We start from the raw sequence: 23834 nt of genomic DNA on the forward strand, positions 1-23834 counted from the left end.
CCCCGCCACGTCAAGGCTGGCATCCCTGCCAGCGCCGCTGCCAGCAGCGCCGCGTGCCCGCTACGCGTTTCGCGCGAAACCCGGTCAACCTGAACACACTTAACGGAATCCGTATGTTTGACAGAGCCGAAAGCACCATCGCCAAAGTCGATCCCGAACTCTGGGAAGCGATCGAACTCGAAAATCGCCGCCAGGAAGAGCACATCGAGCTGATCGCATCGGAAAACTACACGAGCCCGGCCGTGATGGCCGCACAGGGCTCGCAGCTCACCAACAAGTACGCCGAAGGCTACCCGGGCAAGCGCTACTACGGCGGCTGCGAATACGTCGACATCGTCGAGCAGCTCGCGATTGACCGCGTGAAGGAGCTGTTCGGCGCCGAGGCTGCGAACGTCCAGCCGAACTCTGGCTCGCAGGCGAACCAGGGCGTGTTCTTCGCCATGCTCAAGCCGGGCGACACGATCATGGGCATGAGCCTCGCGCACGGCGGCCACCTCACGCACGGTTCGCCGGTCAACATGTCCGGCAAGTGGTTCAACGTCGTGAGCTACGGCCTGAACGAAGCCGAAGACATCGATTACGACGCGGCCGAGAAACTCGCGCAAGAGCACAAGCCGAAGATGATCGTCGCGGGCGCGTCCGCGTTCGCACTGCGCATCGACTTCGAACGCTTTGCCAGGATCGCGAAGAGCGTGGGTGCGTACTTCATGGTCGACATGGCGCACTACGCGGGCCTCGTCGCCGCGGGCGTCTACCCGAACCCGGTGCCGCACGCCGACTTCGTCACCACGACCACGCACAAGAGCCTGCGCGGCCCGCGCGGCGGCGTGATCCTGATGAAGGCCGAATTCGAGAAGCAGATCAACTCGGCCATCTTCCCGGGCATCCAGGGCGGTCCGCTCATGCACGTGATCGCCGGTAAGGCCGTCGCGTTCAAGGAAGCGCTTTCGCCGGAATTCAAGACCTACCAGCAGCAAGTGGTCGATAACGCGCGCGTGCTGGCTCAAACGCTGGTCAATCGCGGTCTGCGTATCGTCTCGGGCCGCACGGAAAGCCACGTGATGCTGGTCGATCTGCGCGCGAAGAAGATCACGGGCAAGGCGGCGGAAGCCGCGCTGGGCGCCGCGCACATCACGGTCAACAAGAACGCGATTCCGAACGATCCGGAAAAGCCGTTCGTCACGAGCGGCGTCCGTCTCGGTTCGCCTGCCATGACGACGCGCGGCTTCGGCGTGAAGGAAGCCGAGCAGGTAGGCAACCTGATCGCCGACGTACTCGATAACCCGGAAGACGCCGCAACGATCGAACGCGTGCGCACCCAGGTGGCCGAGCTGACGAAGCGCTTCCCCGTCTATCGCTGATCTGGCGGCTGACCGATTATGCGCTGCCCCTTTTGCCGGCACGAAGACACGCAGGTAGTGGACTCCCGCGTGTCCGAAGACGGCGCCGCGATCCGGCGCCGCCGTCGCTGTCCCGCCTACGACAAGCGTTTCACGACGTATGAGCGGGTCGAGCTGGCGATGCCGGCTGTCGTGAAGAAGGATGGCAGCCGCACGGAATTCGACCGCCGCAAGATTGCGGCCAGCATGCAACTGGCGCTGCGCAAGCGTCCGGTTGCGGCTGACGCCATCGACGCGGCGGTCGCGCGCATCGAGTATCAGCTGCTCGGCAGCGGTGAGCGCGAGGTGCGCAGCGAGCGCCTCGGCGAACTCGTTATGACCGAACTGCGCGAACTCGACAAGGTCGCGTTCGTACGTTTCGCCTCCGTCTACCGGCGTTTCGAGGACGTCTCCGAATTCGAAGACGTGATCGAGGAATTCCGCCGTTCCAGCAGCGCAGGCACGCCGCCGCGCAAACGCTGAGCCAGTCTGCATCTTTCCGTTCCCCCTTCGCTGCCGCTGTCCGTGACGCTTGCATTGTCGCGGGCAGGCGCGCTGCGCACCACCTGGCCGTTCGGCTAATTGTTCCCGTTGTCCTTCGCCGGTAGATTTGCTGCATTCCCTTCACGATAAGGATTGCAGATGAAATGCGAAGGCTTCTCGCTCGTCGAGAGCATGGTCGTCGTGGTCCTGCTGGCCATCTGCGCCACGGCCGCGACGCCGGTGTTCGTTGCGTGGCGCGTGCGGGACGAGGTGAACGCACGCGCCGGCGCCCTGCTTGGAACGCTCGCCTATGCGCGTAACGAGGCGATTCGCCGGAAGGGGCGCGTCACCGTTTGCCGCATCGACACATCCCGCAACTGCCTCGCTCCCGGCAAGACCTGTCCGTCGGGCGCGGCGGACTGGTCGTGCGGGTGGGCCGTCATGGCCGAAGTGTCGGGTGTGCCCAAGCTTTTGCGCGTACAGCCCGCGCTCGAAGACGTTGGCGTGACTTCGCCGTTGACCGCCATCGTTTTTACGCCGCCGGCTGGCCAGGCGATTGGCGTGATGCGCACTTTCGAACTCGCCCCGCGTACACAGACAGCCGCTACCCGCGGGGCAGCGTGGCGTCGCTGTATCCGCATTGCTGCGGGCGGCCGGGCGCGTATCAGTGACGGTGCGTGTGGGGTGGCATCGTGAGGTCGCCCGGATTTTGTCACGCGCGTGGGCGCGCTCGTGGCGCGACACTGCTCGAAGTGGCGCTCGCCATGGGCGTCATGGCGATGTGTGCGCTCGGTCTGATGAGCACGCAGCTTGCGCTCGCGCGCCACGCGCAGTCTGCGGCGGTGCGCGAGCGTGCCGCGTTTGCCGCCGATGCGATCGTGGAGTCCTCGACGTTTACGGATGGTGCAGCCGTCGACGCCTGGAAAGCGCGCGCCCGGACGATCGTGCCGGACGGCCTCGCCGCAATCCCGAGCCAGAGCGTCGAGGTGTCGATTGCAAGGGTGACGTGGGCATTTACCGGCTACGCATTCGCGTCGGGTGCCGTCGTGCCGCCATCGAACTGCAATGGTGCGCCCGTCGCGTCCGGGCGCGATTGCGTTGCCATCACGTTTGCACGATGAAGCGCCGGCACGTTCGACTGATCGGCGGCACCGGCCACACGCTGCTGGAACTGACTGTCGCCGTGGCACTCGGCCTGGTCATCGTAGCGGGCGCTGTCGCCGCGTATCGCGCGCAGCATCAGGCGTTCGTTCTCGCAACCGACACCGCGCGCATTCACGAAGCCGGTATGAACGCGCTGACGCTTGTCGGCGAGCAGATCCAGATCGCTGGATTTGCCTCGGCAGATGCACCCCGAAGTCTCGCCGGGCCTGCGGTGTTCGGCTGCGCAGCGGGCCGTCCGATTGCTGCGCAAGACAATCTCACCTGCGCGTCGCTGGCCAATGGATCCGATGGCATCGCCGTACGTTATGCCGGCGACACGGTATCGACCTGGCCGTCGTCGGGCGGTCAGGTAACCGACTGCCTCGGTCAGGCGGTCGGCGCGGCGGGCGTCACGGTGGTCAACCGCTATCACGCGAAGGCAAGCAGTTCCACCGGCGAGCCTGAACTGTACTGCGAAGGCTCGGGAAAGGCCGGGGCAGCACAGCCGCTCGTGGAGGGTGTCGAAGCTTTGCACTTGCGTTACTGGCTGCACGACGCCACGCGGCCCGTGAGTGCGTCGGCGCTCGCGCGTGAGCAGTGGTCGTCGGTGATTGCCGTGGATCTGTGCGTCCAGGTGCGCGGTGCGCCATTTCCTCGGAAGGCGAGCTATGTCGACTGTGACGGCGCCTCGAAGATCGCAACCGATGGTCGTGCCCGCCAGACTTTCTGGCGGCATCTCGCGCTGCGAAACCAGCAGGGCTCTCCGTCATGAGCGCCATCCGTTATCGCGTTTATCGCCGTGGCCGATACGCCGCGCCTCGCGGTGTTGCGCTGCCGGTCGTGCTGGTGATCGCGTCGATGATGCTCGTCACATCGGCGGCGTGGTTCGAGGCGTCGCTGCTCGAAGCCCGCAACGCGAGTCTCATAACCGATCGCCTTCAGGCCTTCCATGCCGCAGACGGTGCGCTTTCGCTGTGCACGCGCGCACTCGTGAACGGCTCGATGTTCGCGCCATCGGCGCCACTGCAGCCCGGCGAGCCTGCCGGCTGGCGGCAGAAAGGCACGTTCGAAGCACAGGCGGTCGTGCCCGTTGTCACGTGGCCTGGTTCGGCCCGGTTGCCACAGTGTCTCGTCGAAGCCTGGCGGATCGACAGTCGTCCGGCGGCGCGCGCGTTCGTCGTCACGGCACGCGGGTTCGGCGTGGACGATGACACGCAGAGCTGGCTGCAGGCTCAGATCGTATTCGAGGGGACACGTGTCGAACGTCACTGGCGGCGCGTCGTCGCGCGTCCGTTCTGACCTGGCAGACAGCCACCAGCACGCAAGGGGAAGCGATGAGGATCAGGCGCAAGGCGTTCACGTTACTGGAACTCGCGATGGCGCTTGCTGCGATGGCGATCATCGCGTCGTTTGCAATGCCGGCCTGGCATAGCCAGATCGCGCGAGCCCACCGCATCGACGCCATGACGGCGCTCTATCGAGCGGCGCAGTTCGTGGACCTGCAAACGCCCACGAGGACCGTGCTGCCGGCGGGCATGGATCGAGTGCCGCCGACGGGCGTGGCCGTCTATCGGCTCAAGCTCCTGCCAGGCGACGAATCGAATGGCGGGTATGTGATCGCGGCTGCGCCGGTGGAGTCCGGTCCAATGCGCGACGACGCTTGCGGAACCTTCACGCTCGACGCTACGGGCACACGGGGCAATGAGACGGGCGGCGCGGCGGCGCCTGGAACCGGGGAATGCTGGCGCGGCCGCTGATTCGCAAGGAGGAGGGCGCTTCCGCAGCCCGCTTCAATAGCTTGCTTCAGTAGCCCGCATCGTCCGTCGTCTCGGGCGATGCGCTGCCCGCAGTCTGGTCGCCTTGTCGCCGGGCCTGCTGAAACAGGCGCCAGGCTTCCCACGCGGTGAATGCGAGGCCGCCCCACTTGATCACGGGGCGCAGCGCAGAGAAGACTCTGCTGCGCAGCGGCTTGGCGAGGATCAGTGAGACGAGCGAACTCAGCAGCGGATATTGCTTGAGAAGGTTGCTGAGTCCTGCGCCCAGGCCGCGGCCGTGCGAGCGGCCAGCGCCCGGAACGAGAAAACGCAGCCAGCTAAAACGCGTGACGCTGTCGCGCAGTTCGCCAATGGCCCCGGCGATCTCGGCGCGCTCGACGCTCGCACGCACGATCAGCAACTCCTTGCGCAGCGCACGTAGTTGCGGCGTCGACAAATCGCGCGAACGCGGGCGGGCGGGGCGAAAGGCGGTATCCGGTCGGGGTCGGCTCATAGTGTCGATTGGGCGGTTGGCTGGGCGGCTAAAGATTCCCCGGCTAGTGCTTGCGAAGGATTTCGCGATCCTTCTCGAACTCGTCGAGGGTCGCCTGGAACACCATCGGTGCATTGCGCAGGCCGCTGCGCGCCTTCATGGCGCAGAACAGTGCGGCGAGCGCGTAGACGATCGTGATACCGGCGAGCGCCTGCAGGCGCCACGTGTCCCAGAACGCAATCGCGATCAGCGCGGTAAGCGCCATAAGCGCCATCGCGGCGAGCATCATCGCGGCCACGCCGAGGAACAGCACGGCCATCAGGCGGTCCTTCTCTTCGGACAGCTCGATGCCGATCAGTTCCAGCCTGGTCTGCAGCATCGCGAACGCGGAGCCGAGCAGGCGGCGCAGCGGTCCATGATCATGTCGTGGCGATTCGGTGTCTGTCGTCATGGCGAGAGCGGGTGGTGCATGCTGATGCACGAGAAGATGCGGGCCGTCACGGCGCGCCGGTTGGCGGAGCCGCGGGCGCAGCGGAGCCGCGCGGTGCGCCCGCGCCGTCGTGCAGAAACAGACCGGGCGCCCGCGGTACGGTTACATGCGGGTTATTCGCGGATTACTTGCGATTGATCAGGAGGCCGATCAACACACCCACGCCTGCGGCGATGCCGATCGAGGTCCACGGGTGCTCGTGAACGTAGTCGTCGGTGGCGCGTGCTGCTTTTTTGCCTTTTTCGACCACGACGACCTGCACGTCGGCGGCTTTTTCTTTTGCCTGTTTCAGGCGCGAGAGTGCCGTTTCGCGCAGTTCGGACGCGCGTTCGCCGGTGGCGCTCGCAGCCTGCTTCAGCAGGTCCTCGGCGTCCGCGAGGACGTTCTTGATATCCGACATTAGCCTCTCCTTGTTGACTTCTGACATTGACTGGCTCCCTTCGTGTTTCGCCACGCGTAAATCGTAACAAAGAAACGGACACTGGCAAGCGCGGCGCGCCGCGTCGAGCGCCTGCGAGTCACGAACCGCCTGTTACCGCTACGTCGTTGCGGTGCGATGACGGGCATGCATGGCGAATTGCTGTCCACACCCATGGAGTTGATCTGGCACGTAAAGTTTCGTGGGTGCGCTCAAAATTACGAAAACTCATGAAGGTGTGAAGCGATATTCGTTCTTTCTGCGATACGGCTCCCGTATCCTTGTCTTCAACGCCCGCTTACCTTTGCACGCACGGTCCAGGTTTGCGGCGCGCCCGGCCACCCTTCATTCAAGGACATCGAACATGAGTCTACGTCTTGGCGATACCGCACCCGACTTCGAGCAGGATTCGAGCATCGGCCGCATCAAGTTTCATGACTGGCTTGGAGAGAGTTGGGGCGTGCTGTTCTCGCATCCCGCCGATTTCACGCCGGTCTGCACCACGGAACTCGGTCTGACGGCAAAGCTGAAGGATGAATTCGCGAAACGCAACGTCAAACCGATCGCCCTGTCCGTCGACAGCGCCGAATCGCACAAAGAGTGGATCAAGGACATCAACGAGACGCAGGTCACGAGCGTCGGCTTTCCGATTCTCGCGGACGATGACCGCAAGGTGTCGGAGCTTTACGACATGATCCACCCGAATGCGAACGAAACGCTCACTGTGCGTTCGCTTTTTGTGATCGATCCGAAGAAGAAGGTGCGTCTCATCATCACCTATCCGGCCAGCACGGGGCGCAACTTCGACGAAGTGCTGCGCGTGATCGACTCGCTGCAGCTCACCGATAACCATCAGGTCGCCACGCCCGGTAACTGGAAGCAGGGCGACGACGTCGTGATCGTGCCGTCGCTGAAGGACGAAGCGCTCATCAAGCAGAAATTCCCGAAGGGCTACAAGGCGCTGCGCCCGTATCTGCGCCTCACGCCGCAGCCGGGCAAATAAGGCGCCCGGCCCGGCTCTCTGGCGAAAAAAGCGCCGCACATCGTGCAGCGCTTTTTTTGCCGGGGGCCATTGCAGACGTGCAAGGCACGCCGGGCGATCAGAAGAACGCCTGAATGCCCGTCTGCGCGCGGCCGAGAATCAGCGCGTGAATGTCATGCGTGCCCTCGTAGGTGTTGACCACTTCGAGGTTCACGAGGTGACGCGCAACGCCGAATTCATCGGAGATGCCGTTGCCGCCCAGCATGTCGCGCGCGAGACGCGCGACGTCGAGCGACTTGCCGCACGAGTTGCGCTTCATCATCGAGGTGATTTCGACGGCGGCCGTGCCTTCGTCCTTCATGCGGCCAAGACGCAGGCAGCCTTGCAGGCCGAGCGTGATTTCCGTCTGCATATCGGCCAGCTTTTTCTGGATCAGCTGATTGGCGGCGAGCGGGCGACCGAACTGCTTGCGGTCCAGCACATACTGGCGCGCCGTGTGCCAGCATGCTTCAGCCGCGCCGAGCGCGCCCCAGGCGATGCCGTAGCGCGCCGAGTTCAGGCACGTGAACGGGCCGCGCAGCCCCTTCACGCCCGGCATGATGTTCTCTTCCGGGACGAACACTTCGTCGAGTACGATTTCGCCCGTGATCGACGCGCGCAGCCCGACCTTGCCGTGGATCGCCGGCGCCGACAGACCCTTCCAGCCCTTCTCGAGGATGAAACCGCGGATATCGTCCTGGCCGTTCTCTTCGAGCTTCGCCCAGACGACGAACACGTCGGCGATCGGCGAATTCGTGATCCACATCTTCGCGCCCGAGAGCGAATAGCCGCCGCTGACCTTCTTCGCGCGCGTGACCATGCTGCCCGGATCGGAGCCGTAGTTCGGCTCGGTCAGGCCGAAGCAGCCGATCCATGCGCCGCTCGCGAGCTTCGGCAGGTACTTCTCTTTTTGCGCATCCGAGCCGAATTCGTAGATCGGCACCATCACGAGCGACGACTGTACCGACATCATCGAGCGGTAGCCTGAGTCCACGCGCTCCACTTCGCGCGCGATCAGGCCGTAGCTCACGTAGTTGAGGCCGGGGCCGCCGTACTGCTCGGGAATCGTCGGGCCGAGCAGGCCCAGTTCGCCCATTTCGCGGAAGATCGACGCGTCGGTCTTTTCATCGCGGAACGCTTCGAGTACGCGCGGTGCGAGCTTGTCCTGCGCGTACGCGGCAGCGGCGTCACGCACCATGCGTTCGTCGTCGGTGAGTTGCTGGTTCAGCAGCAGCGGATCGTCCCAATGAAAATGGACGTGCTCGACCATGATGTGTCTCCTCGGATTGGGGATCAGGTACTTGACAGAAGTTCCGCTGTGCGGAACAATGTTTTGCAATTTGATCCAGTGTACCACTTGCCCGCTTATGTCTGCATCCGGATTACCGTTACTTGCCTCGCAGCCCGACGGAACGATCGACGAACGCAAGTTCGTCGTTGCGCTCGCACGGGGCCTCGAACTGCTGCGCGCGTTCCGCCCCGGCGAGACGCTGCTCGGCAACCGCGATTTCGTCGAGCGCACGGGCTTGCCCAAGGCGACCGTGAACCGGCTCGCGTATACGCTGAGCGTGCTCGGCTACCTGCGCTTCGACGAGGCGCTCGGCAAATACGCGCTCGACGCGGGCGTGCTCTCGCTGGGTTTCACGATGCTCTCGGGCACCGATATGCTCGAACTCGCACGCCCGCATCTGCGGGCGTTTGCGCGCGAGGTGGGGGCGGCCGTATCGCTCGGCTGCCGCGACGGGCTCGACATGGTTTATCTGGAGACGATCCGCAGCGAAACGGCGCTGACGCTCGGTCTCGCATCGGGTTCAAGGCTGTCGATGCTCACGAGTTCGATGGGGCGCGCCTATCTGGCGGTGCTGCCGCACGACGCGCGTGCGGCGCTGCTGGCCGACCTGGAGAAAGCCGCGGGCGACCGGGGTCCGGCACTGGCCGCGGCGGCGCAGCGCGAGATCGCGATATTCGCGCAGGAAGGGTGCTGTTACTCGTTTCGCGACTGGCACGACGACGTGAATGCCGTGGCAGTGCCGTTTCGCGAGCCGCGCGAGCGCCGCTGGCTCGTGTTGAGCTGCAGCGGACCGGCATCGTCGATGGGACCCGACGTGTTTCGCGAGCGCGTCGCGCCGCTGCTCAAGTCGCTCGCGCGGCGGCTTGGGGAGACGGTCTGAGCCGCGTACCGCGCTGCGATGGGGGAATTGAAAAGCCGGGACATCGTCCCGGCTTGGTGACTGCCTGCGTGCCTGAATCCGCTTACTTGCCGCTTATTTGCCGCGCTGGCGACGCGCGTTCTCAGCAATACGCATACGCAGCGCGTTGAGTTTGATGAAGCCGCCGGCGTCGGCCTGGTTGTAGGCGCCGTGGTCGTCGTCGAAGGTCGCGATGGTCTTGTCGAACAGCGTGTCCTTCGAGTCGCGCGAGACGACCGAGACGCCGCCCTTGTACAGCTTCACGCGCACCCAGCCGTTGACGTTCTGCTGCGTGTGGTCGATCAGCACCTGGATTGCACGGCGCTCCGGGCTCCACCAGTAGCCGTTGTAAATCAGCGAGGCGTAGCGGGCGAGCAGGTCGTCCTTCAGGTGGGCGACTTCGCGGTCGAGCGTGATCGACTCGATGCCGCGGTGCGCCTTGAGCATGATCGTGCCGCCAGGGGTTTCATAGCAGCCGCGCGACTTCATGCCGACGTAACGGTTTTCGACGAGATCCAGACGCCCGATGCCGTGCTTGCTGCCGAGGCGGTTCAGTTCGGTCAGTGCTTCAGCCGGCGTGACGCGCTTGCCGTTGATGGCGACCGGATCGCCGTGTTCGTACTCGATATCGACGTATTCGGCTGCGTCCGGCGCTTGTTCGGGCGAAACCGTCCAGCGCCACATGTCTTCCTCGGCTTCCGCCTTCGGGTCTTCGAGGTGACGGCCTTCGAACGAGATGTGCAGCAGGTTGGCGTCCATCGAGTAGGGCGCGCCGCCCTGGCGGTGCTTCATGTCGATGGGAATGCCGGCGCTTTCGGCGTAGGCGAGCAGCTTCTCGCGCGACAGCAGATCCCACTCGCGCCACGGGGCGATCACCTTGATGCCCGGCTCGAGTGCGTAGTAGCCGAGTTCGAAGCGGACCTGGTCGTTGCCCTTGCCGGTTGCGCCGTGCGAAACGGCCTGTGCGCCGGTCGCGCGTGCGATCTCGATCTGGCGCTTGGCGATCAGCGGACGCGCGATCGACGTGCCGAGCAGATACTCGCCTTCATACAGCGCGTTGGCGCGGAACATCGGGAACACGAAATCGCGGACGAACTCTTCGCGCAGGTCGTCGATGAAGATGTTCTCTTGCTTGATGCCGAGCTGCAGCGCCTTTTTGCGTGCCGGCTCAAGTTCTTCGCCCTGGCCGATGTCGGCGGTGAAGGTCACGACTTCTGCGTCGTAGTTGTCCTGCAGCCACTTCAGGATGACCGAGGTATCGAGGCCGCCCGAGTAGGCGAGCACGACTTTATTGATATCGCTCATGGTGAGTCCGTAACGGGTGAGATCTGTGCGCGCGGGCGGCCCCGACGCGCGGAAAACAATATTTTGACACCAATCTGTCAGCGCGCCGCGCTTTTTGGGCGGCGCGCCGGGCCCGGATCAGTGGTTCAGGCGACCGAGCATCAGAAATTCCATCAGCGCCTTCTGGACGTGCAGACGGTTTTCCGCCTCGTCCCAGACCACGCTCTGCGGCCCGTCGATGACTTCCGCGCTCACTTCCTCGCCGCGATGCGCCGGCAGGCAGTGCATGAAGAGCGCGTCGGGTTTGCCGCGCGCCATCATTTCGGCGTCGACGCACCAGTCGGCGAACGCCTTCTTGCGGACTTCGTTCTCGGCCTCGAAGCCCATGCTGGTCCAGACGTCGGTGGTGACGAGGTCGGCGCCGTCGCACGCTTCGTTCGGATCGTCGAATATCGAGAAGAACGGCGTGCTTTCCGGCGCGACGAGTAGCGGATCAAGCTGATAGCCCGGCGGCGTCGAGATGCGCAGCTTGAAGTCGAGGATCTGCGCCGCCTCGATCCACGTATAGAGCATGTTGTTCGCGTCGCCGACCCAGGCGACGGTCTTGCCGCGGATAGGCCCGCGGTGCTCGTAGTACGTGAAGATGTCGGCCAGCACCTGGCAGGGGTGATATTCGTTCGTCAGGCCGTTGATGACCGGCACGCGCGAATTCTGCGCGAAGCGCGTCAGGATGTCCTGGCCGAACGTCCGGATCATGATGATGTCGACCATGCGCGAGATCACCTGCGCCGCGTCTTCGATCGGCTCGCCGCGGCCGAGCTGCGTGTCGCGCGTGCTCATGAATACGGCGTGCCCGCCGAGCTGGAAGATGCCGGCTTCGAAGGAAAGGCGCGTGCGCGTCGAGTTCTTCTCGAAGATCATCGCGAGCGTACGGTCGTGCAGCGGATGGTAGGTCTCGTAGCTCTTGAATTTGCGCTTCAGAATGCGGGCGCGCTCGAGCACATATTCATACTCGTCAAGAGAGAAATCCTTGAACTGCAGGTAATGGCGAATGGTCCGGGAGGTCATGAAACGAAAACGGCGCCGGATCCGGCCTCGAAACTGCACGATCGGGCCGACGACGCCGCTGCGGTTGTGGTGGTAAGTCAATGCAGCATAAAGGATTTTGTCCGGTTTGACGAGCCACTTGCAGCCCGGCGAGCGCTTTGCCGCGGGTTTTGTCACCCGTTTGGGACGGGTATTTCACGATGCTGCGGCGCAAATGCAAAGCGCGCGAGAACGGCCTGCAGTTTGCTTTCGCGCACCTTGTGTGCCGTGCGGAATACCCCTGGGTAGGCTATAATCACGGGGTTTTCCCTCAGGCACGACAGCGAGCCCGGCGGGTATCCAGGCATATAGCGCAGGCATATCAGCGGTTATATCGCAGGCATATCGGGCGGCTCGCGGCAGCGGCTTATACGCTGGTGGCTGTGCGCTGCAAATTCGACGATCTCGATGCGGCGCGGAGCGCTGACCAGTGTGCGGACGGCCGCGCCCTGTCCATCGGACTGTATGCGCGCGCGAGGTCGCAAGGCTTTGGCCGGCGGCCCGTAACCCGGCGGCAACGCGCGGGTGGCGCGAGCGTGCCGATGTTTCGTGCTGCAGCGTGCAGTCACACAGGTACCGTAAATGGCCGACGAAGCCTCAACCGAATACTTCATTCAAGGCATCACTTCGAAGGGGAAGAAATTTCGCCCCAGCGACTGGTCGGAGCGCCTGGCGGGCGTGATGTCCAGCTTCGGACCCAAGGCTGCAATGAACGCGCGAGGGCCGAATGCCTACCTGGGGTACTCGCTGTATGTCCGGCCGACGATGATCGGCGATCTCAAGTGTGTGGTGCTCGATTCGCGCTTGAAGGACATCGAGCCGATGGCATTCAACTTCGTCCTGAATTTCGCGAAAGACAACGATCTCGTCGTGACCGAAGCGTGCGAACTTCCGCTCGACCACGCGACGCAGAAGGGCGCAAGCCGCTGAGTGCCGCTGTGAGCACCGCTGTGAACACATAAGGCGCTCGCGCAAGCCCTAAAAAAAGAACCCGCCGAGGCGGGTTTTTTTGCGCCTGCGCGCCGGGTGTCGTCTGAGCCCCGTTCCGCCGCGTACAAAAAAACCCGCCGAAGCGGGTTTTCATGAAGCGCAGCGGAAACAGGAAGCAGCCCGCCGAAGCGGGCTAGCCGGGATTTACTGCGCGCTGGCCTGCATCGCCTTGAGGGCGGCAGACAGGCGGCTCTTCTGGCGAGCAGCCTTGTTCTTGTGAACGATTTTCTTGTCGGCGATGATGTCGAGCGTCTTTGCCGATGCCTTGAAGATTTCAGCGGCCGCGGCCTTGTCGCCAGCGTCGATAGCCTTGCGAACAGCCTTGATGGCGGTGCGGAACTTCGAGCGCAGCGCCGAGTTGTGCGAGTTTGCCTTCGCGGCCTGACGGGCGCGCTTGCGTGCTTGTGCGGAGTTAGCCATTACGGTTCCTTGTCCTGTTCCTGTTTCCAGTGCCGACCCGCTGACAATCAGTCAGACTGGGTGGTACTGCTTTTGCCTTGACTTGCCTTGATCCGAACTTCCGGCAAAGTGTTTGTCCGAAAGCGCAAAACGTGTTTGGCCGGGTGCGCCTGGTGTTTTTTTCCGGTTTGGGTACCTTGGGCACCGTTCTACCGTTCGATTATCCACTGGCGCAGCGACTGCCTTGGTGCTGAGGGCGTCAGCGCGATTGGTTTATCGGTTCGACTGGGGTTGACTCCCGCGAACCACGCAAACCGCGCGAAAAAAGACGCCAAAGCAGAAGACGAATTTTTATATCCCGAAGGCAGGTGAGCTTCGAAACTGCAAATTATAGCAACATAATCAGGGGCGTGGCAACTGCGGCGCGCGTTGGCGGCAAGCCGCGAGACACTGGCGGGCTGATGCGGCCGAAGCGGCCGAACTGGCCTATGCCGCCGATGCGGTCAATGCAGCCGAGGCGCTTCGACGGCGCGCCGCGTGCGACCCGTATAATAAGCGCCCCATGAATCTATTCCGAGCCCTGTTGACGGTCAGCGGCTTCACGCTGCTGTCGCGCGTGACCGGCCTGGCGCGCGAAACCCTGATTGCACGTGCTTTTGGCGCGAGCCAGTTCACCGACGCCTTCTACGTCGCGTTCCGCATCCCCAATCTGCTGCGCCGGATTTCGGCGGAAGGCGCGTTTTCGCAGGCCTTCGTGCCGATCCTCGCCGAGTTCAAGAACCAGAAGGGCCATGACGCGACCCGCGATCTCGTCGACGCCATGTCGACGGTGCTCGCCTGGGCGCTCGCCATCCTGTCGGTGTTAGGCATTTTCGGCGCGTCGTTCGTCGTGACGGTCGTCGCGGGAGGGCTCAAGACCGACGGTCATGCGTTCACGCTAGCGGTCGCGATGACGCGCATCATGTTTCCGTACATCGTGTTCATTTCGCTGACGTCGCTCGCGTCCGGCGTGCTCAACACGTACAAGCAGTTCTCGCTGCCCGCGTTCGCGCCGGTCCTGCTCAACGTCGCGTTCATCTTCGCGGCCGTGGTCGTCGCGCCGCACCTGAAGCAGCCGGTGTATGCGCTCGCGTGGGCCGTGATCGCCGGCGGCGTGCTGCAGTTCTTCGTGCAGTTGCCGGGCCTCAAGCGCATCGACATGACGCCGCGCTTCGGCTGGAACCCGCTCAAGGCGCTCGCGCACCGCGGCGTGAAGCGCGTGCTCGCGAAGATGGTGCCCGCGATGTTCGCCGTCTCGGTCGCGCAGATCAGCCTCATCATCAACACCAACATCGCGTCGCGCCTTGGCCCGGGCGCGGTTTCGTGGATCAACTTCGCCGACCGGCTCATGGAGTTCCCGACCGCGCTGCTCGGCGTCGCGCTCGGCACGATCCTGCTGCCGAGTCTCTCGAAGGCGCACGTCGACGCCGATGCGCACGAATATTCCGCGCTGCTCGACTGGGGCTTGCGCGTGACCTTCCTGCTCGCCGCGCCTTCGGCGATTGCGCTCTTTTTCTTCGCCGAGCCGCTCACCGCGACGCTCTTCCACTACGGCAAGTTCGACGCGCATTCGGTCGTCATGGTGGGGCGCGCGCTTTCCGCGTACGGCGTGGGCCTGATCGGCCTCATTCTCATCAAGATCCTCGCGCCCGGCTTCTATGCGCGCCAGGACATCAAGACGCCCGTGAAGATCGGCGTGGGCGTGCTCGTCGCCACGCAGATCAGCAACTACATCTTCGTGCCGATCCTGGCGCATGCGGGCCTGACGCTGTCGGTCGGGCTCGGCGCGTGCATCAACGCGCTTCTGCTCTTCATCGGCCTGCGCCGGCGCGGCATCTACACGCCATCGTCGGGCTGGGCGAAGTTCTTCGTGCAGTTGCTCGGGGCATGCCTCGTGCTGGCGGGTGCAATGCACTGGAGCGCGAACGCCTACGACTGGATCGGCCTGCGCCACGCGCCGCTCGCGCGCATCGCGCTGCTCGGCGCCTGCCTTGTGCTGTTCGCCGCGCTATATTTCGGTATGCTTTGGCTCATGGGCTTCAAGTACGCGTACTTCAAGAGGCGGGCGAAGTGACCACGATCAGCACGCGGGTTCTCGATTATTTCAGCGCGCTCGTCGCCGATGACGACAGCCTGCCGCTCACCGAAGCGGCGCTGTCGATCGCGCAGGACGCGTACCCCGATCTCGACATGCAGGGCACGCTCGCCGAAATCGACGAACTCGCCATGCGCGTGCGCCGCCGCGTGCCCGAAGGCGCGGGTGTTCGCGAGCAGATCGCGACCCTGAACCAGTGCTTCTTCCGCGAGTTCGGCTTCGCCGCCAACCTCAACGACTATTACGATCCCGACAACAGCCATCTGAACGCCGTGCTCACGCGCCGGCGCGGCATTCCCATTTCGCTCGCGGTGCTGTATCTGGAGATCGCCCAGCAACTGGATCTGCCGGTGCAGGGCGTGGCGTTTCCGGGGCATTTCCTGCTGCGCGCGTCGCTGCCCGAAGGCGACGCGATGCTCGACCCCACGACGGGCCACACGCTGTCGGAGTCGGACATGGTCGAATTGCTGGAGCCCTTCGTGGCGAAGGCGGGCGATTCGGTCGCCCGGGCGCTGCGCATGCTGCTCGAACCGGCGACGCGCCGCGAGATCGTCGCGCGCATGCTGCGCAACCTGAAATCGATCTATCTGCAGACGGAACGCTGGCAGCGCCTGCTCGCGATCCAGCAGCGGCTCGTGATCCTGCTGCCGTTCGACATCGAGGAAGTGCGCGACCGCGGCTTCGCGTATTCGCGGCTCGATTACCTGCGTCCGGCGCTCGAAGATCTCGAACATTATCTCGACGAGCGTCCCGACGCCGACGACGCGATGGTCGTCGAATTGCAGTTGCAGGATTTACGTCAGCGCGTGCTCGACAACGAACAGGACTGAGCGAGCCGGGCTGAACGCGACTTCGCGCGTGACCGCGCGCAGATAAATAAACCGCGACGTGTCGTCGCGGTTTATTTTCATTGACGGCAGGCGCCGTACGGAATCACTTCGGCTGCATGCGGATCGCGCCGTCGAGCCGGATCACTTCGCCGTTGAGCATCGGATTCTCGAATATCTGCTTGACGAGCATCGCGTACTCGGCCGGTTTGCCAAGGCGCGACGGGAACGGCACCATCGCACCGAGCGCGTCCTGCACTTCCTTGGGCATGCCGAGCAGCATCGGCGTTTCGAAGATGCCGGGCGCGATCGTCATTACGCGGATGCCGCTGCGCGAGAGATCGCGCGCGACCGGCAGCGTCATGCCGACGATCCCCCCTTTCGAAGCCGCATAGGCTGCCTGGCCGATCTGGCCGTCGTAGGCCGCGACCGACGCCGTGTTGACGATCACGCCGCGCTCGCCGCCTTCCGCGGGCGCGGTCTGCGCAATCGCGGCAGCCGCGAGACGGATCATGTTGAACGTGCCGATCAGATTGACCGAAATGGTCTTCGCGAATATGTCGAGCGGGTGCGGACCGTCCTTGCCGACCGTCTTCACGGCGGGGGCGATGCCCGCGCAGTTGACGAGACCGCGCAGCGTGCCGAGCGCCGTCGCCGCTGCCACGGCGCGGGCGCCGTCTTCTTCGCCCGCGACGTTGCACTTCACGAACACGCCGCCCAGTTCCTTCGCGAGCGCAACGCCTGCGTCTTCATTGAGGTCGGCGATGACGGGCTTGCCGCCTTCGGCCGCAATCAGGCGTGCCGTCGCTGTACCGAGGCCCGACGCACCGCCGGTGATGAGGAATACGTTGTCGCGGATCTGCATGTCTCTTCTCCATTTGTTATGGGTGGGATGCGGGCGGCACGCATGAAAAACGGGCCGCCCGGCGTCGCACTTGTGGCGCGACGCCAGCCGGCCCGCAGGCAAACCAGCAAGATCCGAGCAAGGCCGGCTAAAGCATGACTGGGGAAGCCGGCCACGCCGGTCTTCCCCGGCTGGCCGGCGTCGAGTGGCTTACTTGAGCACGTCGAATACGCGGGCGCGAATTTCGTCGACGCCGCCAAGGCCCGAAATGGCCCGGTACTGCGGCGCCTTCAGCCCGTTTTCCTCGCCGCGCTGCGCCCAGTCGCTGTAGTAGGCGATGAGCGGCTTGGTCTGCGCGACGTACACGTCGAGACGCTTGCGCACGGTCTCTTCCTGGTCGTCGTCGCGCTGGACGAGCGCCTCGCCGGTCACGTCGTCCTTCATTTGCTCTTTCGGCGGATTGAACTTGACGTGGTACGTGCGGCCCGATGCCGGGTGCACGCGGCGGCCGCTCATGCGCGTGATGATTTCGTCGAACGGAACGTCGATCTCAAGCACGTAGTCGATCGCCACGCCGGCCTGCTTCATGGCTTCGGCTTGCGGCAGCGTGCGCGGGAAACCGTCGAACAGGTAGCCGTTTGCGCAATCGGGTTGCTGAAGGCGTTCCTTCACGAGGTTGATGATCAGCTCGTCGGTTACGAGTTCGCCCGCATCCATGAAGCGTTTCGCTTCGATGCCGAGTGGCGTGCCGGCTTTCACGGCCGCGCGCAGCATGTCGCCGGTCGAGATTTGCGGGATGCCGAACTTCTCCTTGATGAAGTTTGCCTGGGTTCCCTTACCCGCGCCCGGGGCGCCCAACAGGATCAAACGCATATCAACAATCTCCAAAGCTATGTGAATTCTTGCGGCGCGGCGTGCCCCATGTGGGCAGCATCGGCGGCGGTCGTGTGTCTCCCCCGTTCGCGCGCATGCCGTTTTCGACCGTGCCTGCGGGTTGCTGGCACGTCCTGCGCGGCAACATCCGCAGTTTTTGGCGCGGACGGCGCAGCAGGGCGAGATCGGTGAGCAATGGGGAAAACCCCGACGCACAAGGGCTTTGATGGCGCGCACGAACGACTGATTATGCCACGGGATTTTGGCCCTACGGCCGGAATTAAGGTCGGTATAGCGCCTGCACGCGTGCGAGATCGGCTGGCGTATCGACGCCTGGCGCCGGTGCTTCGGCCGTTACGAGCACGGCAATGCGCTCGCCATGCCACATTGCGCGCAGTTGTTCGAGCGCTTCGACTTGCTCGATGGGCGAGTGTTCGAGCGTCGGGTAGCTGCGCAGGAATTTCGCGCGATACGCGTACAGGCCGATGTGGCGGTAGACGGTTGCGCCCGGTGCGGGCATGGCGGCCAGATCGAGGCGCGCGGGCGACCAGTGCGGCTGCCATGCGTCGCGGGCCCACGGAATGGGCGCGCGCGAGAAGTAGAGCGCCACGCCGCGTGCATCGAGCACGACCTTCACCACATTCGGGCTGAAGATCTCCTCCGGAGCGGTGATCGGATGCGCTGCCGTCGCAATCGCGCATTCGGGGTGCGCGGCGAGATGCGACGCAACGTCGCATACGAGCGCCGGATCGATCAGCGGCTCGTCGCCCTGCACGTTGACGACGATCGTGTCATCGCTCCAGCCGTACTGCGTCGCGACTTCCGCGAGACGGTCGGTGCCCGACGGATGGTCCGCGCGCGTGAGCACGGCTTCGAAGCCGTGATCGCGGGCGGCGTCGAGCACGCTCCGGGCGTCGGAGGCGATCAGCACCTGCTGCGCGCCGGAGGCCTTTGCGCGCTCGGCTACGCGCACCACCATCGGCTTGCCGCCGATGTCGGCGAGCGGCTTGTTCGGCAGCCGCGTCGACGCGAGACGCGCCGGGACGACGGCGATGAAGGGTTGCACGGGTACGGTCATGGCCAGTTCGGGGAGGGCGGAAAACGAAAACGCGCCGCAGGCGGCGCGCATGGGCAAAGCAACGGAGTCGGGCGGGCGCGCCTCGCGACGCACGAGCGCCGCGGGATCTCAGGCGGCGCCAGGACCGGCCGGATCGACCGGCGTGCCCTCGACCGTCTGGCGCGCCTCGTCGACGAGCATCACGGGAATGCCGTCGCGGATCGGGAAGGCGAGCTTGTCGGCGTTGCAGATCAGCTCCTGCGCTGCGCGGTCGTAGGTGAGCGGGCCCTTGCAGATCGGGCAGACCAGGATTTCAAGCAGACGGGCGTCCACGTAGTTTCTCCACAACCAGGGTAATAAGACGATGATCGAGCGCGGCAACGACCGGGACGACCCAGATGCGCGCATCGTTCCAGGCCGCCAATTTTACTGCATCCTTTTCGGTGACCAGGATCGTGTCGGCCTTGACGTCGGCGAACGGATTGGTCGCGAATGCGTAGTGATCGGGCAGCGGCATGGTTTGCGGGGCGAGCCCGGCGCCGCGCAGCGTCGCGAAAAACCGCTCGGGCGAGCCGATGCCGGCCGCCGCCACGATGCACTGGGCGGGCTGGCCAGGCTGGCCGGGTTGAGCGGATTGTTTGTCCGGCGCGCTCGCGAACTGCGCGAGCGGACGGCGCAGCGCGGGACTGGACAGATGCCACGCTTCGCCGGGTTCGAGCTTCAGCGCGAACGTATTGGGCCAGGGCGGCAGCGCACGCTCGAACGGATTGTTGATGAGCGTCGCGTCGCGGCGGCGCGAGAGCGTCTCGCGCAGCGGCCCGGCGGGCAGCAGGAAGCCGTTGCCGCCCAGCCGGTGATCGAACACGACGAGTTCGACGTCGCGCTCAAGACGGTAGTGCTGGAGGCCGTCGTCGCTGATGATCACGTCGACGTCGTGGTGCGCGGCGCGCAACGCCTGCGCGGCGGCGACGCGATCGGGCGAAACCCACACGGGCGCACCGGTGCGGCGGGCGATCAGAAGGGGTTCGTCGCCCGCGACGCGCGCAGGCGTAGCCGACGTGACGGGCGTCGGCCGTTCGACTTTCGCGCCGTAGCCGCGCGAGATGACGCCCGGCGTGAAGCCAGCGGCGCGCAGCGCGTCGACGAGCGCGATCACGGTCGGCGTCTTGCCGGTGCCGCCCACGGTCACGTTGCCGACCACGACGACGGGCACGCCGACGTGCACGGTCTTGAGCCAGCCGAGCGCGTAAGCGGCGCGCCGCGCGCCGCTTATCGCGGCGAACACGGCTGCAAGCGGCGTGAGCGCCCACGCGAGCGGGCCGCGCCGCTGCCACTCGCGTGCCAGCCGGCTCTCGATGCGCGAAGCGAGGCCGCTCATCGGCACAGGAACCGGCGCGACCGGTGCGCGCGTGAAAGCAGGACGGGCGGGACTGGCATCGGGCGGTTCTCCGGAGCGTGAACGAACGGGGCGGGCAAGGTGCTCGGCGACGCATGACGCGACGTTCGACGTGCCGCCGCGCCACCTGGCCCGCAGTGGCCGAGAGACCACTGTGAACCCGGGACTCTAGCGCGTGTGCCCGCCACGCGGCAAGCTGCCTGCCTCGCCGCTTTCACGGCCCGGATATATGACCAAGCCGCGACCAACCCGCGATCAAGCCGCGGCCAAGCTCGCATCCAGGCGCGCGGCCACCTGTGGATAACTTTGTGGACAAGCCCCGGTCTGACGGGCTGGAAGGCCCATTAGTACTATGTTTCATCGGCGGCCAGCTCGGCTGTTCCGATAAAAATCTACACAAAATCAACCGTGTACGGCGTAATTGCGACGTCTCCCGGGCGGCGTTTGCGTGCCGCGCACCTGATTGAAATCATGTGGAAACTTCACCCTGCCTGGCGCCCTTAGAAGTTCGTGCTGGACGCAGCCGTGCCGATCGGTCTATCGTCTGTCCGGCCTGGTTTTTCGCACATTCCCCCCATGAATTCCGATCGATTTTCCGCTTCTCCCTTCGCTTCGGGCGGCGATGCTGTCGTGCCGGTTTCGGCGCTCAACCGCGCGATTGCTTCGATGCTCGAACGATCGTTTCCGCTCGCGTGGATTTCGGGCGAGGTGTCGAATTTCACGCGTGCCGCGAGTGGCCACTGGTATTTCTCGATCAAGGATGCCCAGGCGCAGATCCGCTGCGTGATGTTTCGCGGACGCGCCCAGTACGCCGAGTTCACGCCGCGCGAAGGCGACCGTATCGAGGTGCGCGCGCTCGTCACGATGTACGAGCCGCGTGGCGAGCTGCAGCTGAACGTCGAGGCGATCCGGCGCACCGGGCAGGGGCGGCTTTACGAAGCGTTCCTGCGCCTGAAGGCGCAACTGGAGGCCGAAGGACTCTTCGACGCCGCGCGCAAGCGCACGCCGCCGACGCACCCGCGCGCCATCGGCGTGATCACGTCGATGCAGGCTGCCGCGTTGCGCGACGTGCTCACCACGCTCTGCCGCCGTGCGCCGCACGTGCCGGTGATCGTCTATCCGGCGCCCGTGCAGGGCGCGGGGTCGGCCGGGAAGCTCACGGCGATGCTCGAAATCGCGAATGCGCGCGCCGAAGTGGACGTGCTGGTGCTGTGCCGCGGCGGCGGCTCGATCGAGGATCTCTGGTCGTTCAACGACGAGGCGCTCGCGCGTGCGATTGCGGCGAGCGCGATTCCCGTGGTGAGCGGCGTGGGCCATGAAACCGACTTCACGATCGCCGATTTCGCCGCCGATATGCGCGCGCCGACGCCGACAGGCGCCGCCGAACTCGTGAGTCCCCAGCGCGCACTGCTGCTGCGCGAGCTCGATCAGCGCCATGCGCTGCTGGCACGCGGCTTTGGCCGGCAGATGGAGCGGCGCGCGCAGCAACTCGACTGGCTCGCACGGCGTCTTGTGTCGCCCGCACAGCGGCTCGAGCAGCAGCGCGCGCATCTGCGGCAACTGGCGATCCGGCTCGCCTCGGCGGGCTCGCGCGCAACGGCCGATGCCCGCGCGCGTTTCAACGTCCTGCAGATGCGCTGGCAGCGCGTGCGGCCCGACGCCGCGTCGCAGGCGGTCCATGTGGAGACGCTTGGCCGGCGGCTCGACGCTGCGTTCGCGCGGCGGCGCGAACGCGAGGCGGCGCGCGTTTCGGAATTGACGGCGCGGCTCGACGTGCTCAGTCCGCAGCGCACGCTGGAGCGCGGCTACGCGGCGCTGCTCGACGCGCAAAGCGGCGCTGCCGTGCGCTCGCCTTCGGCGCTCAAGCCCGGCAAACGCCTGACCGTGCATCTCGCGCAGGGCAGTGCCGATGTCGCGCTTGCCGACGTTCAGCCGCGCCTTGCCGATAGCTTCTGACGCACTGGCGCATCATCGACCGCTGCGGGCGCGCGGTTTGCTGTGCTAGCTGCACTTGCGCGATCCGGCATGGCGTCCGTTCATCTGTCGCATATCGTCTGATGCGTATCGTGACGCGCATGAAATGCGCGCTTCGCATGCCGTGTCACGGCATCGCGCACGCGCAGCGCGAAACCCAAACACATACGATATTCTTGATAAAGCCCTCTGATTTGTGGGGTTGATTCAAGTCAACTACAATCTCAAGCTCCATGCCGGTTATCCCGCAGAACTCCCCATAACACGACGAAGGAACCGCATCATGTCATTTACGCTCCCGCAGCTGCCGTTCGCGAAAAACGCTCTTGTTCCGCACATGTCGGAAGAAACGCTCGAGTTCCACTACGGCAAGCATCACCAGGCTTACGTCACCAACCTGAACAACCTGATCCCGGGCACCGAGTTCGAAAAGCTCTCGCTCGAAGAGATCATCAAGAAGTCGTCGGGTGGCGTGTTCAACAACGCAGCCCAGATCTGGAATCACACGTTCTTCTGGAACAGCCTGTCGCCGCAGGGCGGCGGCGCGCCGGCCGGTGCGCTCGGCGACGCGATCAACGCGAAGTGGGGTTCGTTCGACGCGTTCAAGGAAGCGTTCTCGAAGGCCGCAGTCGGCAACTTCGGCTCGGGCTGGACGTGGCTCGTGAAGAAGGCGGATGGCTCGCTCGACATCGTCTCGACCAGCAACGCCGCCACGCCGCTCACCACCGACGCGAAGCCGCTCGTCACGATCGACGTCTGGGAACACGCGTATTACATCGACTACCGCAATGCGCGTCCGAAGTTCGTCGAAGCGTACTGGAACATCGTGAACTGGGACTTCGCCGCGAAGAATTTCGCCTGAGCGACAGCGCCTGCCGCGCATGCGCCGCATCGCGCGGCGCGCCTGCAAAAAACCCTCGATTTTTAAGGTCGAGGGTTTTTTATTGCCTGCAACGTATGCGAGCGCTTACGCCAGCGCTTATTCCAGCACTTATTCCAGCACGTCGATCACCTGCTGCGTCGAACGGACGTGACCCATGTGCGGGAACAGCTTGCTGAAGGTGAGGTGGTGCATTTCCTCGTTCAGGCTCGACGTGGCGTCTTCGACGAACACCAGGCCGAAGCCCTGGTCGAATGCCGCGCGGGCCGTCGATTCGACGCCGAAGTTCGTCGCGATGCCGCCGAGCACGATCGTCTTGATCCCGCGGCGGCGCAGTTGCAGTTCGAGGTCGGTGCCGTAGAACGCACCCCACTGGCGCTTCGAGACGATCACGTCGCCCGCCTGCAGACCGGTTTCGGGCACGAGTTCGGACGCTTCGGCCGGGGCGGGCGGCGCGTCGGGCGCGCGCAAGGGCGCATCGGCCGACGGCAGGTGCAGTTCGTTGAGCAGTACGCGCACCCACACGATCGCCGCGCCTTTCGCGCGCATCGTGTCGGCCAGCTGCTTCGCGCGCGCGACGACTTCTGTGCCGCTGTGCGGTGCGACCGGACGGCCCACGATGCCGTGCTGCAGATCGATCATCACGAGCGCCGTGGTGCGCGGGTCGAGGGAAAGGGCTTGCGTCATGGATCGCCAATATGTGAGGATGAACTCACATTA

General features: G+C 64.8%; 27 protein-coding genes. 14 read left to right on the forward strand and 13 right to left on the reverse strand.

The genetic code is table 11. The features are described 5' to 3' along the window. The first annotated feature begins 113 nt into the window (after nucleotides 1-113). The 7 genes from glyA to EPN59_RS12305 all read left to right on the forward strand — a co-directional run bounded on the left by glyA (nucleotide 114) and on the right by EPN59_RS12305 (nucleotide 4762). Nucleotides 114-1361 carry a serine hydroxymethyltransferase gene (glyA, locus tag EPN59_RS12275; protein ID WP_293036619.1) on the forward strand — a complete coding sequence of 416 codons (1248 nt, stop codon included), beginning with the start codon at nucleotides 114-116 and terminating at the stop codon, nucleotides 1359-1361. An 18-nt stretch (nucleotides 1362-1379) separates the two neighbouring features. Next, a complete protein-coding gene (nrdR, locus tag EPN59_RS12280) occupies nucleotides 1380-1862 on the forward strand; it encodes a transcriptional regulator NrdR (RefSeq protein WP_293036617.1) in 483 nt (160 codons plus the stop codon). A gap of 159 nt (nucleotides 1863-2021) precedes the next feature. Next, nucleotides 2022-2558 (forward strand): GspH/FimT family pseudopilin, encoded by a 537-nt coding sequence (locus EPN59_RS12285; RefSeq protein WP_293036615.1) that lies wholly within the window; start codon nucleotides 2022-2024, stop codon nucleotides 2556-2558. Then, entirely contained in the window at nucleotides 2555-2983 is a 429-nt protein-coding gene (locus EPN59_RS12290) for a hypothetical protein (RefSeq protein ID WP_293036613.1), read from the forward strand. The genes EPN59_RS12285 and EPN59_RS12290 overlap by 4 nt, the downstream gene beginning before the upstream one ends. Further along, on the forward strand, nucleotides 2980-3777 hold the full coding sequence (locus EPN59_RS12295) for a PilW family protein (RefSeq protein ID WP_293036611.1): 798 nt from the start codon (nucleotides 2980-2982) through the stop codon (nucleotides 3775-3777). The genes EPN59_RS12290 and EPN59_RS12295 overlap by 4 nt, the downstream gene beginning before the upstream one ends. Next, entirely contained in the window at nucleotides 3774-4304 is a 531-nt protein-coding gene (locus EPN59_RS12300) for a hypothetical protein (RefSeq protein WP_293036610.1), read from the forward strand. The genes EPN59_RS12295 and EPN59_RS12300 overlap by 4 nt, the downstream gene beginning before the upstream one ends. A 35-nt stretch (nucleotides 4305-4339) precedes the next feature. Beyond that, complete coding sequence (locus EPN59_RS12305; protein ID WP_293036608.1) at nucleotides 4340-4762, forward strand: type IV pilin protein; 423 nt, start codon at nucleotides 4340-4342, stop codon at nucleotides 4760-4762. A gap of 46 nt (nucleotides 4763-4808) precedes the next feature. Here EPN59_RS12305 and EPN59_RS12310 read toward each other — a convergent pair whose 3' ends face one another. From EPN59_RS12310 to EPN59_RS12320, 3 genes are all read right to left on the reverse strand, one after another. Then, nucleotides 4809-5273, reverse strand: a complete 465-nt coding sequence (locus EPN59_RS12310) for a DUF3318 domain-containing protein (RefSeq protein WP_293036606.1) — start codon at nucleotides 5271-5273, stop codon at nucleotides 4809-4811. 43 nt (nucleotides 5274-5316) lie between these two features. Beyond that, nucleotides 5317-5703: a phage holin family protein gene (locus EPN59_RS12315; protein WP_293036604.1), complete on the reverse strand. Its 387-nt coding sequence runs from the start codon at nucleotides 5701-5703 to the stop codon at nucleotides 5317-5319. Nucleotides 5704-5866: 163 nt separating this feature from the next. Continuing rightward, nucleotides 5867-6169 (reverse strand): YqjD family protein, encoded by a 303-nt coding sequence (locus tag EPN59_RS12320; RefSeq protein WP_293036602.1) that lies wholly within the window; start codon nucleotides 6167-6169, stop codon nucleotides 5867-5869. Between the two features lie 355 nt (nucleotides 6170-6524). Between EPN59_RS12320 and EPN59_RS12325 the strand changes: the two genes are divergently transcribed. Further along, nucleotides 6525-7163 carry a peroxiredoxin gene (locus EPN59_RS12325; protein ID WP_293036601.1) on the forward strand — a complete coding sequence of 213 codons (639 nt, stop codon included), beginning with the start codon at nucleotides 6525-6527 and terminating at the stop codon, nucleotides 7161-7163. A 97-nt stretch (nucleotides 7164-7260) separates the two neighbouring features. Here EPN59_RS12325 and EPN59_RS12330 read toward each other — a convergent pair whose 3' ends face one another. Beyond that, entirely contained in the window at nucleotides 7261-8451 is a 1191-nt protein-coding gene (locus tag EPN59_RS12330; protein ID WP_293036599.1) for an acyl-CoA dehydrogenase, read from the reverse strand. Between the two features lie 97 nt (nucleotides 8452-8548). On the opposite strand from EPN59_RS12330, the gene EPN59_RS12335 reads away from it, so the two are divergent. Continuing rightward, entirely contained in the window at nucleotides 8549-9352 is an 804-nt protein-coding gene (locus tag EPN59_RS12335; RefSeq protein ID WP_293036597.1) for an IclR family transcriptional regulator, read from the forward strand. Nucleotides 9353-9445: 93 nt separating this feature from the next. Here the strand turns inward: EPN59_RS12335 and EPN59_RS12340 are convergent, their stop codons facing one another. Together EPN59_RS12340 and argF are read right to left on the reverse strand one after the other, a co-directional pair. Beyond that, on the reverse strand, nucleotides 9446-10675 hold the full coding sequence (locus EPN59_RS12340; protein WP_293036595.1) for an argininosuccinate synthase: 1230 nt from the start codon (nucleotides 10673-10675) through the stop codon (nucleotides 9446-9448). Between the two features lie 117 nt (nucleotides 10676-10792). Beyond that, on the reverse strand, nucleotides 10793-11722 hold the full coding sequence (gene argF / locus EPN59_RS12345; protein ID WP_293036593.1) for an ornithine carbamoyltransferase: 930 nt from the start codon (nucleotides 11720-11722) through the stop codon (nucleotides 10793-10795). Nucleotides 11723-12322: 600 nt separating this feature from the next. On the opposite strand from argF, the gene EPN59_RS12350 reads away from it, so the two are divergent. Continuing rightward, entirely contained in the window at nucleotides 12323-12670 is a 348-nt protein-coding gene (locus EPN59_RS12350) for a DUF3579 domain-containing protein (protein WP_293036592.1), read from the forward strand. A 204-nt stretch (nucleotides 12671-12874) separates the two neighbouring features. Here EPN59_RS12350 and rpsT read toward each other — a convergent pair whose 3' ends face one another. Beyond that, nucleotides 12875-13150, reverse strand: coding sequence for a 30S ribosomal protein S20 (rpsT, locus tag EPN59_RS12355; RefSeq protein WP_293039069.1), 276 nt, complete (start codon nucleotides 13148-13150; stop codon nucleotides 12875-12877). 541 nt (nucleotides 13151-13691) lie between these two features. On the opposite strand from rpsT, the gene murJ reads away from it, so the two are divergent. Together murJ and EPN59_RS12365 are read left to right on the forward strand one after the other, a co-directional pair. Then, the gene (gene murJ, locus EPN59_RS12360; RefSeq protein WP_293039072.1) at nucleotides 13692-15242 is read left to right on the forward strand and encodes a murein biosynthesis integral membrane protein MurJ; all 1551 of its coding nucleotides are present in this window, start codon (nucleotides 13692-13694) and stop codon (nucleotides 15240-15242) included. Continuing rightward, nucleotides 15239-16093 (forward strand): SirB1 family protein, encoded by an 855-nt coding sequence (locus tag EPN59_RS12365; RefSeq protein WP_293039075.1) that lies wholly within the window; start codon nucleotides 15239-15241, stop codon nucleotides 16091-16093. Before murJ ends, EPN59_RS12365 begins: the two co-directional genes overlap by 4 nt. A 103-nt stretch (nucleotides 16094-16196) precedes the next feature. On the opposite strand, the gene EPN59_RS12370 is transcribed toward EPN59_RS12365, so the two are convergent. The 5 genes from EPN59_RS12370 to lpxK all read right to left on the reverse strand — a co-directional run bounded on the left by EPN59_RS12370 (nucleotide 16197) and on the right by lpxK (nucleotide 20242). Next, a complete protein-coding gene (locus EPN59_RS12370) occupies nucleotides 16197-16955 on the reverse strand; it encodes an SDR family NAD(P)-dependent oxidoreductase (RefSeq protein WP_293039078.1) in 759 nt (252 codons plus the stop codon). Between the two features lie 189 nt (nucleotides 16956-17144). Further along, nucleotides 17145-17807 (reverse strand): adenylate kinase, encoded by a 663-nt coding sequence (gene adk / locus EPN59_RS12375; RefSeq protein ID WP_293039081.1) that lies wholly within the window; start codon nucleotides 17805-17807, stop codon nucleotides 17145-17147. Between the two features lie 280 nt (nucleotides 17808-18087). Beyond that, a complete protein-coding gene (kdsB, locus tag EPN59_RS12380; protein WP_293039083.1) occupies nucleotides 18088-18885 on the reverse strand; it encodes a 3-deoxy-manno-octulosonate cytidylyltransferase in 798 nt (265 codons plus the stop codon). 108 nt (nucleotides 18886-18993) lie between these two features. Continuing rightward, nucleotides 18994-19197, reverse strand: coding sequence for a Trm112 family protein (locus tag EPN59_RS12385; protein ID WP_293039086.1), 204 nt, complete (start codon nucleotides 19195-19197; stop codon nucleotides 18994-18996). Then, on the reverse strand, nucleotides 19178-20242 hold the full coding sequence (gene lpxK / locus EPN59_RS12390) for a tetraacyldisaccharide 4'-kinase (RefSeq protein ID WP_293039090.1): 1065 nt from the start codon (nucleotides 20240-20242) through the stop codon (nucleotides 19178-19180). The genes EPN59_RS12385 and lpxK overlap by 20 nt, the downstream gene beginning before the upstream one ends. Nucleotides 20243-20836: 594 nt before the next feature. On the opposite strand from lpxK, the gene xseA reads away from it, so the two are divergent. Together xseA and sodB are read left to right on the forward strand one after the other, a co-directional pair. Then, nucleotides 20837-22216: an exodeoxyribonuclease VII large subunit gene (xseA, locus tag EPN59_RS12395; RefSeq protein ID WP_293039093.1), complete on the forward strand. Its 1380-nt coding sequence runs from the start codon at nucleotides 20837-20839 to the stop codon at nucleotides 22214-22216. Between the two features lie 301 nt (nucleotides 22217-22517). Further along, entirely contained in the window at nucleotides 22518-23096 is a 579-nt protein-coding gene (gene sodB / locus EPN59_RS12400; protein WP_293039096.1) for a superoxide dismutase [Fe], read from the forward strand. Between the two features lie 129 nt (nucleotides 23097-23225). On the opposite strand, the gene EPN59_RS12405 is transcribed toward sodB, so the two are convergent. Next, nucleotides 23226-23801, reverse strand: a complete 576-nt coding sequence (locus tag EPN59_RS12405; RefSeq protein ID WP_293039099.1) for an isochorismatase family protein — start codon at nucleotides 23799-23801, stop codon at nucleotides 23226-23228. Between the last annotated feature and the right edge of the window lie 33 nt (nucleotides 23802-23834).

Origin of the sequence: Paraburkholderia sp., from assembly GCF_004298475.1 — a bacterium.
GTDB lineage: Bacteria > Pseudomonadota > Gammaproteobacteria > Burkholderiales > Burkholderiaceae > Paraburkholderia > Paraburkholderia denitrificans.

What these genes read in the sequence shown, in the direction of transcription:
- EPN59_RS12300 (WP_293036610.1), top strand. Translation starts at nt 3,774, where the DNA reads ATGAGCGCCATCCGTTATCGCGTTTATCGCCGTGGCCGATACGCCGCG.
- argF (WP_293036593.1), bottom strand. Translation starts at nt 11,722, where the DNA reads ATGACCTCCCGGACCATTCGCCATTACCTGCAGTTCAAGGATTTCTCT.
- glyA (WP_293036619.1), top strand. Translation starts at nt 114, where the DNA reads ATGTTTGACAGAGCCGAAAGCACCATCGCCAAAGTCGATCCCGAACTC.
- xseA (WP_293039093.1), top strand. Translation starts at nt 20,837, where the DNA reads ATGAATTCCGATCGATTTTCCGCTTCTCCCTTCGCTTCGGGCGGCGAT.
- EPN59_RS12310 (WP_293036606.1), bottom strand. Translation starts at nt 5,273, where the DNA reads ATGAGCCGACCCCGACCGGATACCGCCTTTCGCCCCGCCCGCCCGCGT.
- EPN59_RS12335 (WP_293036597.1), top strand. Translation starts at nt 8,549, where the DNA reads ATGTCTGCATCCGGATTACCGTTACTTGCCTCGCAGCCCGACGGAACG.
- EPN59_RS12330 (WP_293036599.1), bottom strand. Translation starts at nt 8,451, where the DNA reads ATGGTCGAGCACGTCCATTTTCATTGGGACGATCCGCTGCTGCTGAAC.
- EPN59_RS12295 (WP_293036611.1), top strand. Translation starts at nt 2,980, where the DNA reads ATGAAGCGCCGGCACGTTCGACTGATCGGCGGCACCGGCCACACGCTG.
- EPN59_RS12325 (WP_293036601.1), top strand. Translation starts at nt 6,525, where the DNA reads ATGAGTCTACGTCTTGGCGATACCGCACCCGACTTCGAGCAGGATTCG.
- rpsT (WP_293039069.1), bottom strand. Translation starts at nt 13,150, where the DNA reads ATGGCTAACTCCGCACAAGCACGCAAGCGCGCCCGTCAGGCCGCGAAG.
- EPN59_RS12320 (WP_293036602.1), bottom strand. Translation starts at nt 6,169, where the DNA reads ATGTCAGAAGTCAACAAGGAGAGGCTAATGTCGGATATCAAGAACGTC.
- lpxK (WP_293039090.1), bottom strand. Translation starts at nt 20,242, where the DNA reads ATGAGCGGCCTCGCTTCGCGCATCGAGAGCCGGCTGGCACGCGAGTGG.
- sodB (WP_293039096.1), top strand. Translation starts at nt 22,518, where the DNA reads ATGTCATTTACGCTCCCGCAGCTGCCGTTCGCGAAAAACGCTCTTGTT.
- nrdR (WP_293036617.1), top strand. Translation starts at nt 1,380, where the DNA reads ATGCGCTGCCCCTTTTGCCGGCACGAAGACACGCAGGTAGTGGACTCC.
- EPN59_RS12315 (WP_293036604.1), bottom strand. Translation starts at nt 5,703, where the DNA reads ATGACGACAGACACCGAATCGCCACGACATGATCATGGACCGCTGCGC.
- EPN59_RS12340 (WP_293036595.1), bottom strand. Translation starts at nt 10,675, where the DNA reads ATGAGCGATATCAATAAAGTCGTGCTCGCCTACTCGGGCGGCCTCGAT.
- EPN59_RS12285 (WP_293036615.1), top strand. Translation starts at nt 2,022, where the DNA reads ATGAAATGCGAAGGCTTCTCGCTCGTCGAGAGCATGGTCGTCGTGGTC.
- kdsB (WP_293039083.1), bottom strand. Translation starts at nt 18,885, where the DNA reads ATGACCGTACCCGTGCAACCCTTCATCGCCGTCGTCCCGGCGCGTCTC.
- murJ (WP_293039072.1), top strand. Translation starts at nt 13,692, where the DNA reads ATGAATCTATTCCGAGCCCTGTTGACGGTCAGCGGCTTCACGCTGCTG.
- EPN59_RS12405 (WP_293039099.1), bottom strand. Translation starts at nt 23,801, where the DNA reads ATGACGCAAGCCCTTTCCCTCGACCCGCGCACCACGGCGCTCGTGATG.
- adk (WP_293039081.1), bottom strand. Translation starts at nt 17,807, where the DNA reads ATGCGTTTGATCCTGTTGGGCGCCCCGGGCGCGGGTAAGGGAACCCAG.
- EPN59_RS12370 (WP_293039078.1), bottom strand. Translation starts at nt 16,955, where the DNA reads ATGCAGATCCGCGACAACGTATTCCTCATCACCGGCGGTGCGTCGGGC.
- EPN59_RS12305 (WP_293036608.1), top strand. Translation starts at nt 4,340, where the DNA reads ATGAGGATCAGGCGCAAGGCGTTCACGTTACTGGAACTCGCGATGGCG.
- EPN59_RS12350 (WP_293036592.1), top strand. Translation starts at nt 12,323, where the DNA reads ATGGCCGACGAAGCCTCAACCGAATACTTCATTCAAGGCATCACTTCG.